Annotated in this window: 13 protein-coding genes and 1 riboswitch; of the genes, 5 read left to right on the forward strand and 8 right to left on the reverse strand. The window is 48.4% G+C overall.

Features of this window, described 5'->3' with window-relative positions; genetic code table 11:
- Window positions 1–30 precede the first annotated feature (30 nt).
- The 6 genes from ACM6JA_RS06345 to ACM6JA_RS06370 form a co-directional block, all read right to left on the reverse strand.
- A complete protein-coding gene (locus ACM6JA_RS06345; RefSeq protein ID WP_414851636.1) occupies window positions 31–441 on the reverse strand; it encodes a hypothetical protein in 411 nt (136 codons plus the stop codon).
- An 18-nt stretch (window positions 442–459) separates the two neighbouring features.
- The gene (locus ACM6JA_RS06350) at window positions 460–1,395 is read right to left on the reverse strand and encodes a glycine betaine ABC transporter substrate-binding protein (RefSeq protein ID WP_414851637.1); all 936 of its coding nucleotides are present in this window, start codon (window positions 1,393–1,395) and stop codon (window positions 460–462) included.
- Complete coding sequence (locus ACM6JA_RS06355) at window positions 1,392–2,231, reverse strand: ABC transporter permease (RefSeq protein WP_414851638.1); 840 nt, start codon at window positions 2,229–2,231, stop codon at window positions 1,392–1,394. The genes ACM6JA_RS06350 and ACM6JA_RS06355 overlap by 4 nt, the downstream gene beginning before the upstream one ends.
- Window positions 2,215–3,441: a quaternary amine ABC transporter ATP-binding protein gene (locus ACM6JA_RS06360; protein WP_414851639.1), complete on the reverse strand. Its 1,227-nt coding sequence runs from the start codon at window positions 3,439–3,441 to the stop codon at window positions 2,215–2,217. Before ACM6JA_RS06360 ends, ACM6JA_RS06355 begins: the two co-directional genes overlap by 17 nt.
- 392 nt (window positions 3,442–3,833) lie before the next feature.
- Window positions 3,834–3,980, reverse strand: a riboswitch (cyclic di-AMP (ydaO/yuaA leader).
- A 745-nt stretch (window positions 3,981–4,725) separates the two neighbouring features.
- Complete coding sequence (locus ACM6JA_RS06365) at window positions 4,726–4,926, reverse strand: cation transporter (RefSeq protein WP_012684125.1); 201 nt, start codon at window positions 4,924–4,926, stop codon at window positions 4,726–4,728.
- Window positions 4,927–4,990: 64 nt separating this feature from the next.
- Complete coding sequence (locus ACM6JA_RS06370; protein ID WP_414851640.1) at window positions 4,991–7,411, reverse strand: heavy metal translocating P-type ATPase; 2,421 nt, start codon at window positions 7,409–7,411, stop codon at window positions 4,991–4,993.
- A gap of 400 nt (window positions 7,412–7,811) precedes the next feature.
- On the opposite strand from ACM6JA_RS06370, the gene ACM6JA_RS06375 reads away from it, so the two are divergent.
- Entirely contained in the window at window positions 7,812–8,720 is a 909-nt protein-coding gene (locus ACM6JA_RS06375) for a VanZ family protein (protein WP_414851641.1), read from the forward strand.
- Between the two features lie 77 nt (window positions 8,721–8,797).
- On the opposite strand, the gene ACM6JA_RS06380 is transcribed toward ACM6JA_RS06375, so the two are convergent.
- Both ACM6JA_RS06380 and ACM6JA_RS06385 read right to left on the reverse strand, forming a co-directional pair.
- The gene (locus ACM6JA_RS06380) at window positions 8,798–9,724 is read right to left on the reverse strand and encodes a pseudouridine-5'-phosphate glycosidase (RefSeq protein ID WP_007728920.1); all 927 of its coding nucleotides are present in this window, start codon (window positions 9,722–9,724) and stop codon (window positions 8,798–8,800) included.
- Window positions 9,725–9,727: 3 nt separating this feature from the next.
- Entirely contained in the window at window positions 9,728–10,828 is a 1,101-nt protein-coding gene (locus tag ACM6JA_RS06385; RefSeq protein WP_017247166.1) for a carbohydrate kinase, read from the reverse strand.
- Between the two features lie 188 nt (window positions 10,829–11,016).
- Here ACM6JA_RS06385 and ACM6JA_RS06390 point away from each other — a divergent pair, with 188 nt between their 5' ends.
- From ACM6JA_RS06390 to ACM6JA_RS06405, 4 genes are all read left to right on the forward strand, one after another.
- The gene (locus tag ACM6JA_RS06390; protein WP_414851642.1) at window positions 11,017–11,463 is read left to right on the forward strand and encodes a MarR family winged helix-turn-helix transcriptional regulator; all 447 of its coding nucleotides are present in this window, start codon (window positions 11,017–11,019) and stop codon (window positions 11,461–11,463) included.
- 135 nt (window positions 11,464–11,598) lie between these two features.
- Window positions 11,599–12,225 carry an FMN-dependent NADH-azoreductase gene (locus ACM6JA_RS06395; protein WP_007728929.1) on the forward strand — a complete coding sequence of 209 codons (627 nt, stop codon included), beginning with the start codon at window positions 11,599–11,601 and terminating at the stop codon, window positions 12,223–12,225.
- A gap of 75 nt (window positions 12,226–12,300) precedes the next feature.
- A complete protein-coding gene (locus ACM6JA_RS06400) occupies window positions 12,301–12,687 on the forward strand; it encodes a DoxX family protein (protein WP_376898793.1) in 387 nt (128 codons plus the stop codon).
- A 54-nt stretch (window positions 12,688–12,741) separates the two neighbouring features.
- Window positions 12,742–13,515 (forward strand): pirin family protein, encoded by a 774-nt coding sequence (locus ACM6JA_RS06405; protein WP_414851643.1) that lies wholly within the window; start codon window positions 12,742–12,744, stop codon window positions 13,513–13,515.
- Window positions 13,516–13,603 lie beyond the last annotated feature (88 nt).

Below are 13,603 nucleotides of genomic sequence, written 5' to 3' on the forward strand. Positions count from 1 at the left end.
TTTGCAGGCGGAGCCATTTCTATTCCTCTCTTACCCACTCATCTGTTCAGCCAACCAACCGTAGCCTTTATACCCGGGCTGACTCACGATGACGTGATTCGCCCCAAGCGCCTTGTATAACATCGCGTTCCGATGCTCCTGCGTCATCACAAAAATCCGGCAGGTGCCTAGCTGCTTGAACAGTGTCAGCAAGTCACGTCCCTCCGCCCACTCATCGGGAAAGATGTAGACGGAATGGTAGAGCAGCAAGGATTCCTGATCGCGGTAGCACTCGTCAAATGAGATGGGCAAAAAACGCTGAATCGTCTTGTCTCCAGGCCCCGCTGTCAATGAAAAGGCACCGGGATTCCTTCCCCAAAAAGCAGGCAAACTGTCGCAGCATAGTGTCCGGACAAAAGAAGTGAATGCTTCCCCCTTGCCAATTACGAGATAATGCTTCATAGCAGCGCCTCCCCTTCCTTATTGGAGATCCTCAATGGACGAGATGTTCATGTACGAAGGAACCACGAGTCCGATTTTGGTTCCGTCGAGATTCGGGCCCAAATCCTCGATTTGCCCACCAAATTTTTTCAAATAGCTCGTATCTGTAGACGGCAGCCAAGCCGCAACCATCCCATCTACATCCCCAATGGCCACTCCTGCCCACATCGGTCCAGTCTGCACCTGACTCAATTCGACTTCATACCCCAGCTTCTGCTCCAGCACATGCTCTACGACGTGCGTGCTGGCAATCTCGGAATCCCATGCTACATAAGCGAGAGTCAGCTTCTCTTTTTGGACAGGCTGGATGCCCTCTACCCATTTCGCTACTTTGGCTTCGTTGTTTTTTACCCATTCCGCAGCGGCCACTTCCGGATCTTTTCCGTCAATCATTTGGACCATGACTGACTCCATATCGGCTGGCTCCCACCAGAACTTATCCAGAAATTGATAGGCAGCAGGCTGATCCTCTTTCAGCCCTTTGCGCACAATGGTATGGATTTGTTCCGCTCCGCCAAAGCCGTTCTTCGGGTCTGCCAAGTATTTCAAATCCATCTTTTTAAACATCCAATGCGGCGTCCAGCCTGTAATGATAATCGGTTCCTTTGCTTCGTACGCCTTGATCAAAGCTGCTGTCATCGCTGCATCTGAGCCTTCGACAAGCTGCCATTTATCCAAGCCATACAGGTTCATGACTTCCTCTGTCTTCACCATCGAGCCTGCTCCTGCGTCGATTCCGATGATTTTGTAGTCGAGCTTTTCTCCTAGCGCGTTGTCCGACGTCTCGGAAGGGATAGGACCAATCATCGTTGCTGTCGGTATTTGTGTGTTTGTGTTTTGACTGGAGCAGCCTGCGAGCCAAGCTGTCGCTCCCATCATCACTGCCAGTAAAGCTGGAACCGTTTTGTTCATCATGTATTTCTCTCCTTTTTTCCTGCATGTTGAGTAAGCCGATCCAAGACGATAGCGATGATCACGATGGACAGCCCCGCCTCGAATCCTCTTCCTATATCCACTTGCGAAACGGCACGATATACGTCTGCACCCAAGCCTTTCGCCCCGATCATAGCCGCTATGACCACCATCGACAGGGCGAGCATGATGCACTGATTAACTCCCGCCAAGATCGTCGATTTCGCATACGGCAGTTGTACTTTCACGAGCTTTTGCCACCCAGTTGCGCCAAAGGCGTCCGCCGCTTCCTCCATTTCCGCTGGGACCTGACGTATGCCTAAGTTCGTGAGACGCACGATTGGCGGCAAAGCAAAAATAACGGAGGCAATGACTCCCGGCACCTCGCCCAAGCCGAAGAAAAAGATCGCGGGAATCAAATAAACGAACGCTGGCATCGTCTGCATCAAATCCAGTACTGGTGTGACCAGATTGCGAAACGTATCGTGTCTCGCGCAAAGAATGCCCACCGGAATCCCGATGACGATCGAAATCATGGTGGCAGTGAGGACGAGTCCCAATGTCTCCATCGTTTCATCCCAGTACCCCAAGTTGTGGATGAGAGAAAATCCGATAACCGTAAAGACCATGGACGCTCTCCCTGCAAAAACCCACGCAGAGGCCCCTAGCAGCAAGATGAGAATCAGCGAAGGTATCTCTGCCAAAACCGTGGAACAGTAAGTCACCATCGTGGAAATGACGATAGACACTGGATCAAACAATACCCCTTTGTACTGGCCCAGCACCTCCACGAACCCTTCCATCCATTCGCCAATTGGCAGCTTAGGCACGACGTCCATCACTCATCACCTCTGCTCTCTGGTGCTCTTGGACATTGACTTTGCCTACCAGCCCGCCTAACACCGCTCCTTTTACGATGACACCCAACAAACGCTTCTGCTCGCCCACTACAGCAATCGGGACGTGCAGATCTGCCATCATCGGGAACAAACTGTGCAGACGTGCGTCAGGTGAAACGGTAGGGAGGTCGGTTTTCATGATCGTCTCCAGCGAATCTCCCGTACCGATCGCGAGTGAAACGTCATACGCCGTAATCAAGCCGAGTAGTGTGCGCTTTTTGTCCACGACGTACAAGCTGGACACGCCGTTATCCATCATGAGTTGCAGCGCCACTCGCGCCCCTTTGTCAGGAGTGATTGCTTCTGCCCGTTTCATCACATTTTCAGCAACGAGGACCCTGGACAGGTCGGCATCCTCCACGAACTTCCGCACGAATTCATCCGCTGGGTCTGCCATGATTTCTTCCGGGCGGCCGATCTGAATGATCTGCCCGTCTTTCATAAAGGCAATCCGATCGCCCAGCCGCAACGCCTCGTGCAAGTCATGTGTAATGAACAGAATCGTCTTTTTCATCGTCATCTGAAGCTCCAGCAGTTCATCCTGCATGTCTTTTCGAATGAGCGGGTCCAGTGCACTGAATGCTTCGTCCATCAAGAGAATATCTGGATTATTAGCCAACGCCCGCGCCAATCCGACCCGCTGGCGCATCCCTCCGCTCAATTGATCCGGGTACGCATTTTCCCACTCGGTTAATCCAACGAGCGCGAGCGCTTCCCGTGCTTTTTCTTGCCGGAGCCCTGGTGGTACTTGTTGAATCTCCAAACCAAACTCCACGTTTTCCCGTACCGTCCGCTGCGGAAACAGGGCAAAATTTTGGAAAACCATCCCGAGCTTCCTCCTCCGCACCTCGCGCAAAGCTGTCGCCTTCATGTCCACGATCTCTTCCCCATCGATCTCGATGCTTCCGCTCGTTGGGTCAATCAGTCGATTACACAGTCGGATTAAGGTGGATTTGCCACTGCCGGACAGGCCCATGATGACGAAGACTTCACCTTCCTCGACTTCAAAGCTGACCTGATTTACCCCGATAGACTGGCCCGTTTGCTTGTAAATTTGTTCTTTTGTACGTCCTTCCGCCAGCAGCTTCAAGGCCAGCTCGGGCTGCTTACCGAACACTTTTGTCAGTTGATGGACTTTCATTTTGGGCATGGTATCCCTCATCCTTCGTTTTTTCGTAAATGTAAAAAGCCCGCGAAGTTTCCACACCCCAGCAAAACCAAGGCACGCTTGATTTTTACTCGTGTTGAAAATCCGCAGGCTTACGTAATACCTGGCGTCCATTTTCGGGACTCCCTGTACTCTGTCTTCCTGATTTCGATTGTCAGCGGTTTATGTCGTACCAACTGCCTCCCAGCGATCCACAGCATTTCCTTCACGACTGTATCGGCGTAAGCTGCTCGTCGGTATTTTCATAAAAAAATAGGCCGATCCATCCTTTTTCTCCAGAACAAAGGTCCCAAAGAAAAAGCCTGCATCGGCCTATCACACGCCCGCAAGGAATCCCCTTGTTGCGCATTATATGCCTAGACTTTATCCATCCATGACCTTCCCTGCTTTGGCCGACGAGGTTAGCTGACGGGTAGGATGGCAGAGAAGACATTTCCTCATCCCTCCTGATCACTCAGGATTAACCCCAAAAGATTGGTTCCCCCGCTTCCGAGAATCTCGGAACTAGGCCGTATGTGTTGTTTCCTATTGAATCGTGATTGTGATTTGAATTATACGCTCGCTTCCAGTTATTGTGAACATTCGTTTAGCACGGTTTTAACCGGATTACGGCTTTCTTTATAAGTCGGATTGAATTAGCTGTTGGTTGCTTATTCGATTGAAAGATTAGTGCGCTATACTCGCTGTTGTGGTGGGGAGGAAACAGGAGAAAACGCTCAGATTCTTGGAACCCCTGCGAGGGAGCAGGGGGTGCCCGGCTCCGTGAAAAAAAGCGAAACCGCGTCCAAAGTTGACTGTTCAGGATGCGCCTCAGAGGTGGACGCTAAAAGCAGTTTCTCTTTTTTTCACTACGCCTCGGTAGGTGTGTCCAAAGATCTTCGCTTATTTCTCCTGTTTCCTCTACGAGCTGTTGTGTTTCTACATACTTTTTAAAAGACAGCTTGAATGCTGCTTTCAAAATGTAGTAAAAAGCTGCTTGGGAAGAAGAACATTTCCAGTCCTAGCGCCTCTGGAGCCCTACCTAGCGGAGAAATGAATGGCGGGGGTTTTCAGCTTTTATCACATACAAAAACGTTGTAACGTTTTCAGTTTTGAATCGCTCCCGCCGTTCAATTCGGAGCGAACAGTCTCCCCCCCTTGCGGGGCGTAGGCCGAAGCGTAGACTGGAAATGGGCTTCTTCCCCTCCACTACAGCTACTCCAATCACAATTGAAAAAAGCTCCCGCCTCAATGAATCAGGCAGGAGCTTTTTCAAAGGTACGACGATTAAACGACGTCGTAGCCTTGGTCTTCGATTGCTTCTTTTACTGCATCGAGAGTCAAGTTGCTCTCGTTGTAGGAAACCTCAACCTTTTTTTCAGCCAGGTTTACTTTGCCTTCTGCACCCAGATCTTTCAATGTGTTCTCGATGCGGGCTACGCATTTGTTGCAAGACATACCTTCTACGTTCAATGTGATATTTGTCATGATCAATCTCTCCTTACATTTTATGTTGTATAGGTAAGGCGGACAAAGCCGCTTGTTACTGTTGTTACAGCTTCACTCGTTGCAGTCTTAGTGCGTTGAGTACAACGGATACGGAGCTGAAGGCCATTGCGGCACCGGCAAGCCATGGAGCGAGGAAGCCGATGGCGGCAATCGGGATGCCCAAGGTGTTGTAGGCCAATGCCCAGAACAGGTTTTGCTTGATGTTGCGGATGGTGCGTTTGCTCATCTCGATGGCGTCTGCGACACTGGTCAGTTCGCCACGCATCAGCGTAATATCTGCTGCTTCCATAGCCACATCTGTACCTGTACCGATTGCCATACCGACGTCAGCGGTAGCGAGTGCTGGTGCATCGTTGATACCATCGCCGACCATCGCGACTTTTTTTCCTTGTGCTTGCAGTTTTTTCACTTCTGCGGCTTTGCCTTCAGGCAGGACTTCTGCGATGACGTGATCGATTCCTGCTTCACGGGCAATGGCCTCGGCAGTTTGACGGTTGTCACCGGTCATCATGATTACAGTCAATCCCATTGCTTTCATGCGCTGAACAGCTTGCTTGGAGGTTGGTTTGATCGTATCCGCTACGGCAATCAAGCCAGCGAGCTTGCCTTCGACGACTGCGAGCATCGCCGTTTTACCGGAGCGCTCCAGTGCCAGCATGGTATCAGACACTGCTTGGTACGAAATTTGATGTTTTTCCAGCAAGCGACGAGTACCGACGAGTACTTCTTTGCCAGAGACGGTTGCCCGGATACCGAAACCAGGAATGGCTTCAAATGAAGCTGTATCGGACAGAGTGATTCCTTTATCCGCAATACCGCGAACGATGGCTTGAGCCAACGGGTGCTCGGAATTTTTCTCAGCCGCACCGACCAAAGAGAGCAGCTCTTGTTCTTCGATATCAATCGCAATGACGTCTGTCAGTTCTGGCTCGCCTTTGGTTACGGTCCCTGTTTTGTCGAGGACGATCGTATCCAGGTGGTGAGCCGTCTCCAGATGCTCCCCGCCTTTGAACAGGATACCCAGCTCAGCTGCGCGTCCAGATCCCGCCATGATCGAGGTTGGTGTAGCCAAACCGAGGGCGCACGGGCAAGCGATTACGAGTACAGCAATTGCTTTTTCCAAAGCCTCACCGAAGTTGCCAGGTATAACGAAGAAGTACCAGATCAAGAAGGTAAGAATGGCAATCCCTACTACGATTGGGACAAAAATCCCGGAGATGCTGTCAGCTACGCGCTGAATCGGTGCTTTTGTTCCTTGTGCTTCTTCTACTACTTTAATGATTTGCGCCAGAGCCGTTTCTTTTCCGACTTTGGTTGCTTGAACCTTCAAGAAGCCGTTTTTGTTCAAGGTGGCGCCGATAACGGTATCGCCTGCGGCTTTATCCACCGGAATACTTTCGCCAGTCAGCATGGATTCATCGACTGCGGACTGTCCTTCCATGACGATGCCATCGACAGGTACTTTGTCGCCCGGCTTCACGTGAACGACGTCGCCCAGTCTCACTTCTTCTACAGGAATGGTCATTTCGACGCCATCCCGTACGACTACTGCTGTTTTTGCTTGCAAGCCCATCAGCTTGCGGATCGCTTCCGAAGAGCGTCCCTTTGCTTTCATCTCAAACAGTTTACCCAAGACGATCAATGTGATCAGTACCGCACTGGTCTCAAAGTACAGCTCCAGCATGTGGCCGCCATGAGCACCGATGGAATTGATCGCGACCCATAAACTGTAGAAATAAGCAGCTGAGGTACCGAGAGCAACCAGCACATCCATGTTGGCACTCTTGTTGCGAAGGGCTTTGAAAGCTCCCACGTAAAACTGTGCTCCGATGATGAATTGTACCGGTGTTGCCAATGCGAGCTGTACCCACGGATTCATCAAGATTTCAGGCAGCCAGATAAACGAGGTGAAGGAAAAGTGGCTCACCATCGACCAGAGCAGCGGGAGCGACAGAATCGCGGAAATCCAGAACTTGCGGGTCTGACGTTTGATTTCTTCCTGGCGACGATCTACTTTTTCTTCTTCTTTTCCATCTTCCTTGCGAGTCGCCTGATACCCTAGCTTCTCTACCTTTTGAATGATGTCCGTCACACTTACCTGTGATGAATCGTACTCGACAGTGGCTGTTTCCATCGCCAGGTTCACGTTTGCTTTCAGAACCCCATCTGTTTTGTTCAAGCCTTTTTCGATCCGTGTGGAGCAAGCCGCACATGTCATTCCCGAGATGTTTAGCTCCACCTTGTCAGTGACGACGCCATAGCCGAGCGATTCAATTTTGGAGCGGATGTCGTCGATGTTCGTTTTCGTTGGATCGAAGACGACTGTGGATTTTTCCAAAGCCAGATTGACGTTGGCAGTCTCCACTCCCTCCATTTTTCCCAAGCCCTTTTCGATGCGCAGTGCACAAGCTGCGCAAGTCATCCCTGAGATTGCGACTGTTGCCTCTGCTGTTTTGGCACTCATTATAATCCCTCCAAATACCCTCTAGGGGTATATTTTATCGTATCGTTTCCCTTACGTTGTTTCCTGATCACACCTTTACTATACAATACCCCCTGAGGGTATATCAAGTACTTTTTTCAATTTTTTTCTAAATGGGCTTCAAGTGCTGAAAACACAGGGAAAATGCTTAGTTGTCATCCAGCTATTCTGCCGGACGAAGCCCTGCCACATGTTTTCCAGTCGCCTTTTTCCTCACTTTGTTCGGGCGGTCTCCTTCCAAACATATGGCAGTACTTCTTAACAGCAATGTCATCCCCGAGCTTCTCACCGTTAATGAAGTATGTGACTAACAGCTAATTACTTACGTATTCATTCAGAGTAAAATCATTCAGATACAAATAGCTTTAAGGAGATTGAAATTATGGAAACGAAATCACGGAAAGTCGTTTTAGCTGGTACCATATGCTATACGATTTTAATTTTATTTTTTATGTTCTTTGCGTTTAACAGGCTCGACGGTGCAACCAGTGTAGATAGTTACACCTTTATCCTTGTTCCAGAAGGAGTACCACTTAAATTTCCAGAACTAAATTATTCATGGATTGTTGATTTCGGAAACGTTGCTGCTTTTATCCCTTTTGGAATATTATTTCCCCTGTTGTATCGTGTAAGATTTGGGAAGTTCATATCCTTGTTTGTCTTAGCGATTCTCGTTCTAGAAACAGTTCAGGCTTTAACCTATCTTGGTAGCTTTGATATAAATGATGTGATTTCCAATACATTAGGGGCAGCGATTGGTTATGTTGCCTATAGAGTTGGATTTTCTTCAAACATTTCTTATAAAAAGCTCATGGCTTCTGCTCTATCTATTGTTGTCCTTATAATTGGAGTCATGGTGGTCTCTGAAATCATCAAAAAAAGAGAAGGCCCTATTCAGTCATTAACTGTTATGAAAGAAGTGACAGGAACTACACCTATGACTGAGAACCTCCCAAGTTTCACCGTAGCAGGTGAGCGAATAGAGCCGAAAATGAACGTGTATAGCAATGAAGGGGAATCAATCAAAACATACAACTATATTCTGGGGAACCAAAAAAATGTCTGGCTTTATTTCTATTTCGGCATTCCCGACAATGGAGACTCTAAGGGTGAAGCCAAAATCATCGTAGATGGACAAGAAATATCTCAGTTAAACGAACAATCCTATCAAGGGGCAGAGGCTTTGAGGGAGTTGCCTTTTAACGAGGTAAACGAAATTACCATTATCGTTTCCGGAAACGCTAAGCTGTGGGACGTTGGAATCCGTGGAATGCAACATTGGTGGGAGTGAGTAAAATAAACGAAACGAGCCCTAGAAGCGATTCTAGAGGCTCGTTTTTCTTTGACTGTTTTGTTGTTCAATCTCTCTTATTTACCTTGATTCGCTTCTTTCTGATAAGCTGCCGCGATTTTCGCAGCTACTTCAGCATTGTGTTTCACCAGCGCGATGTTGGTTGCCAAGCTCTTGCCTTCTGTCAGCTTTTTCACTTTATCGAGCATGAATGGCGTTACCTGTTTACCTGCAATGTTGTTTTCTTTTGCTTCTGCGAGTGCCTTCTGGATCACAGCCTCGATTTCCTGGTGGTTCAGTGCATCAGATTCTGGTACTGGGTTCGCGATAATCATACCGCCTTTGAGTCCCAGATCCCATTTGGTGTTCATCATCTTACCGACTTCTTCCGGTGTATCGATGCGCATGTCTACGCCAAATCCGCTTTCGCGAGCGAAGAAGGATGGGAATTCATCTGTGCGGTAGCCCACAACTGGTACACCTTGTGTTTCCAAATATTCGAGTGTGCGGCCGATATCGAGGATCGATTTCGCACCTGCGCATACTACAGCTACATCTGTTTGCGCCAACTCAGTCAGGTCAGCAGATACGTCCCAAGTGATTTCGCCTTCACGGTGTACCCCGCCGATACCGCCAGTTGCAAACATGTGGATGCCAGCCATCTCAGCTGCGATCATGGTAGCGGCTACTGTAGTCGCACCGATTTTACCGCTTGCCAAAATGTACGCGAAGTCGCGACGGCTTACTTTTGCTACATTTTTGTTCGTCGCAAACTCTTCCAGCTCGCTGTCAGTCAAACCGATTTTGATTTTGCCATCCATGATCCCGATCGTAGCTGGTACAGCACCGTTGTCGCGAATGATTTGCTCTACTTCTTTTGCCATTTCAATGTTTTGCGGATATGGCATACCGTGCGAAATAATCGTTGTCTCCAGAGCAACTACCGGCAGGTTGTTCTCCAGTGCGTGGCGTACTTCCTCAGTAAAGGTCAAATATTGTTTCATCTCTTATCGCTCCTTTTCGAATTGTTCTACGGCCAGTTCCAATTGTTCTGCTTTTAATAGAGGAGATACGGACTGCTCTGTTTGCAATGTCAGAGCGGATGCTGCCAATCCAAGACGGCACGCTCTCTGGAAAGACTCTCCGTTTACAATGCCATACAAGAGTCCCGACGCGAACGCATCTCCCGCACCTGTTACATCTACCACTTCCGTTGGATATGGAGACATATGCTCCTCAACGTCCTCGGATTGATAGTAAATGCCTTCTTCGCCCAAGGTCACGATGACGTGCTTGACGCCTCGTTCCCTGATCTTGCGGCAAGCCTCGGCGCATTCTTCGATCGTCGTGATCTTCATGCCAGCCATCAGCTCTGCTTCTTCGCGATTCGGCAAAATCGCTTCTACTCCGTCCAATTGCTGTGGGAGCTTCTTTGCTTTAATGGAAGAGACCGGGTCAACGAAGAGCAGGATGTTTTCCTCCCGGCATCGTTCGATGATGTAGGCCAAGCAGTCCGCCGGAATGTTTGTATCGATGAAAACCACGTGGGCTGCTGCAATGTGCGACCATTTTTCCGCGAACATCTCCGGTGTGAGAGCATCGTATATATCCATGTTCGCCAAGGAAACAACCATCTCGCCATCAATATCGAGAAGCGCCGTATACGTTCCCGTCCGCTGTGTAGGCAGTCGCCACACCTGGCTGATGTGCACCCCGTGCTTTTTCGTCTCCTGCAAGAGCCATTCGCCTTCTTTGTCCTCACCAATGCTGGTAATGAGTGACGTATTGCAGCCAAGACGACCGAGGTTCTCCGCGATATTCCGTGCCACCCCTCCACACGATTCCATAATCGTTACGGGATTGGATGATTGTAGACGCACCTGTTGCTTGCCGCGTGCTTTGCGGTCCAGGTTTGCTCCACCGATACAAGCAATCATTCCTTCATCACGAAGTACATAAGCCCGTCCTTTGATTTCCCCGCGTTTGGTCAACTGTGCGATGTAGCCAGCTACCGCTGAACGTGAGATGCCAATCAGATCAGCCAGCTCCTGTTGCGTGATAAAAGGATTTTGCCGGATATGATGAAGTATCTGCATGTCTTTTTCCACGGTCATCCTCCTTTCTTCTGTTTCGCTTTCACAGCTCGTTTACAAACAAAAGTTTATCATAAGGACATTTGTTTGTACAGACGTGTTTTTCATTTTATTTTTTATCTCAATTTGACAAATCTGAATAAGATCATGTAGGATTATCTTAAATTAAAGATATCGAAATTTCGATGTATAGGAGGGTCCATATGTCTGACAAACCACTGCGAAATGATCCCCTCGATCTTTTTGTAGTTTTATCGAGGTCATACAACTGGGTTACCGCTCACTCCAATCGTCACATTCGCCAACATGGACTTAATCCAACCGAATTCGGGGTACTAGAGGTATTATTTCATAAAGGTCCTCAACCATTGCAGCAAATTGGCGAAAAAATCTTGATCTCCAGCGGAAACATCACATACGTTGTGGACAAACTCGAAAAGAAGCAACTGCTCATTCGCAAGCCCTGTTCGGCAGACCGCCGCGTCATTTTTGCGGAACTCACTGAAAAAGGGCATCAATTCTTGTCTGAAATCTTCCCTCCTCATCAACTCTCCATTGAGAAAGCGATGGAAGGTCTCACACCAGAAGAACAGCGTCAAGCAATCGAACTGCTAAAAAAGTTGGGACGTACTGCTCAGGCTACTTATTAGATGAGCAGGCCCCTCTCTCCACCACAATCGTTTTAAAAAAGTGTTGACAAAAGATCTGATACGTAATAATCTTAAAATCAAGATTTACACATTAAAAGTTAGCGACTTACTAAATGGAAGGGGAATAAAATTTTCATGAGTAAAGTACTTTTTATTAAAGCAAACGATCGCCCAGTTGAGCAGGCAACAAGCGTAAAGCTGTACGAAGCTTTCACCAAAACATACAGAGAAACACATCCAAACGATGAAATCGTTGAGTTGGATCTGTTTGCTGAAAACCTCCCTTATTACGGTAACGACATGCTGACTGCTATGTGGAAAGCAGGAAATGGCATCGAGCTGTCTGCCGATGAGCAAAAACGCGCTGACTTGGTTAACAAATACCTGAACCAATTTACAGGAGCAGACAAAATCGTATTTGCTTTCCCAATGTGGAACTTCACTGTTCCTGCTGTTCTGCACTCGTACATGGATTACCTCTCCCAAGCAGGTAAAACATTCAAGTACACAGCTGAAGGTCCAGTTGGTCTGATGGGCGACAAAAAAGTAGCTCTGTTGAGCGCACGCGGTGGCGTTTATTCCGAAGGCCCTATGGCTGAGATTGAAATGGCAAACAAATACGTTCGCACGATCCTCGGCTTCTGGGGCATCAGCAATGTATCCGAAGTGATCGTAGAAGGTCACAACCAATTCCAAGACAAAGCAGCTGAGCTCGTTGCAGCTGGTGTAGAAAAAGCAGCAAAACTGGCGGAATCCTTCTAAGGCCCGCCAGCCTTTTTGGACGAATATCTTAAAATAAAGATATACTAATTAAAAATAATTAAGGAGAGATGAAATGTGTTGGATACTGGATTGTTATTGATTCGTTTGGTCATCGGTTTGACGTTTGCAGGTCATGGTGCGCAGAAATTGTTTGGCTGGTTTGGCGGTTATGGTTTGAAAGGAACAGGTGGCTGGCTGGAGTCCATCGGAGTGAAACCTGGCGTAGCGATGGCCTTTGTCGCTGGATTGTCTGAGCTCGTTGGCGGTCTGATGTTTGCGGCAGGCGTAGGTATCTGGGCAAGTTCTATTCTGCTTGCTTTCACAATGCTGGTTGCCATTCTGAAGGTACACGGTCAAAATGGATATTGGGTCACACAAAACGGATTCGAATACAACCTGACGTTAATCGCAGTTGTTATTGGTGTGGCGTTGATCGGTCCGGGCGCATACGTTTTGTTTTAATGGTGACTCCTCACCACCCGTAAGCCAGCAATCGTACTAAGGGAGGTACATCAGATGGAAGTCCGCGTCTACACACAGAACGAGCAAGCAAAAGGACATTTTGGCGACGGTGAAATCGTAGAGAATAAACCAATTGGCTTCCCTCATGAAGGCTCCGTTGTTAAACGGGTAGGACCACTTTTTTACTGGGCCTGGGCAAAATCACTGAAGACATTTGAAATTCCGCTGCACCCTCACTCCGGCTTTGAAATTTTGTCGTACGTCCTCACAGGGACAGTCGGACATCGGGACACACTCGGAAATCTTCAAGAGGTGTCGACAGGCGGCGCGCAGATCATGCAAACCGGTTCAGGTGCGTACCATGCAGAAGAACTTGGCAAGGATACGGAAATGTTTCAAATCTGGTTTGAACCGCATCTCGCACAAACGACGAAGCAACCTCCGACTTACCATCAGTATGATCATGAGGAGTTTCCGTCTGAGGATGTTGATGGTGTGCAAGTGAAACACATCATCGGATCGGCTGCGCCCATTCAGTTGGTCACTGATTCCTTGATGAGCGACATCACGATTCCCGCTGGAAAATCATATGCAAAAGAACTCCCGGCTGGTTATGCTCACGCAGTCGTCATAGTGGAAGGGAACGGAAGCGTTGCAGAGAAAGCAACTGTCAACGAGAACCACACCCCGGCAACCAAAGGTGACTTTGTCGTTCTCTCCTCCGAGGAAAGCAACACAGCCATCTACCAAGCATCAATGGATGCTCCGCTCCGCCTGGTGTTGATTCAAGTACCAACTGAGGTTGATTATCCACTCTATCGTAAATAATCAATTCTTCCAAACGCCCTTATTCTATCATCAAGCCCGACCGTCACATTTTTGTGACGGTCTTTTTCGTATAAACTCCGCCTCCTCA

It is taken from the genome of Brevibacillus sp. IT-7CA2 (assembly GCF_949767855.1).
GTDB lineage: Bacteria > Bacillota > Bacilli > Brevibacillales > Brevibacillaceae > Brevibacillus.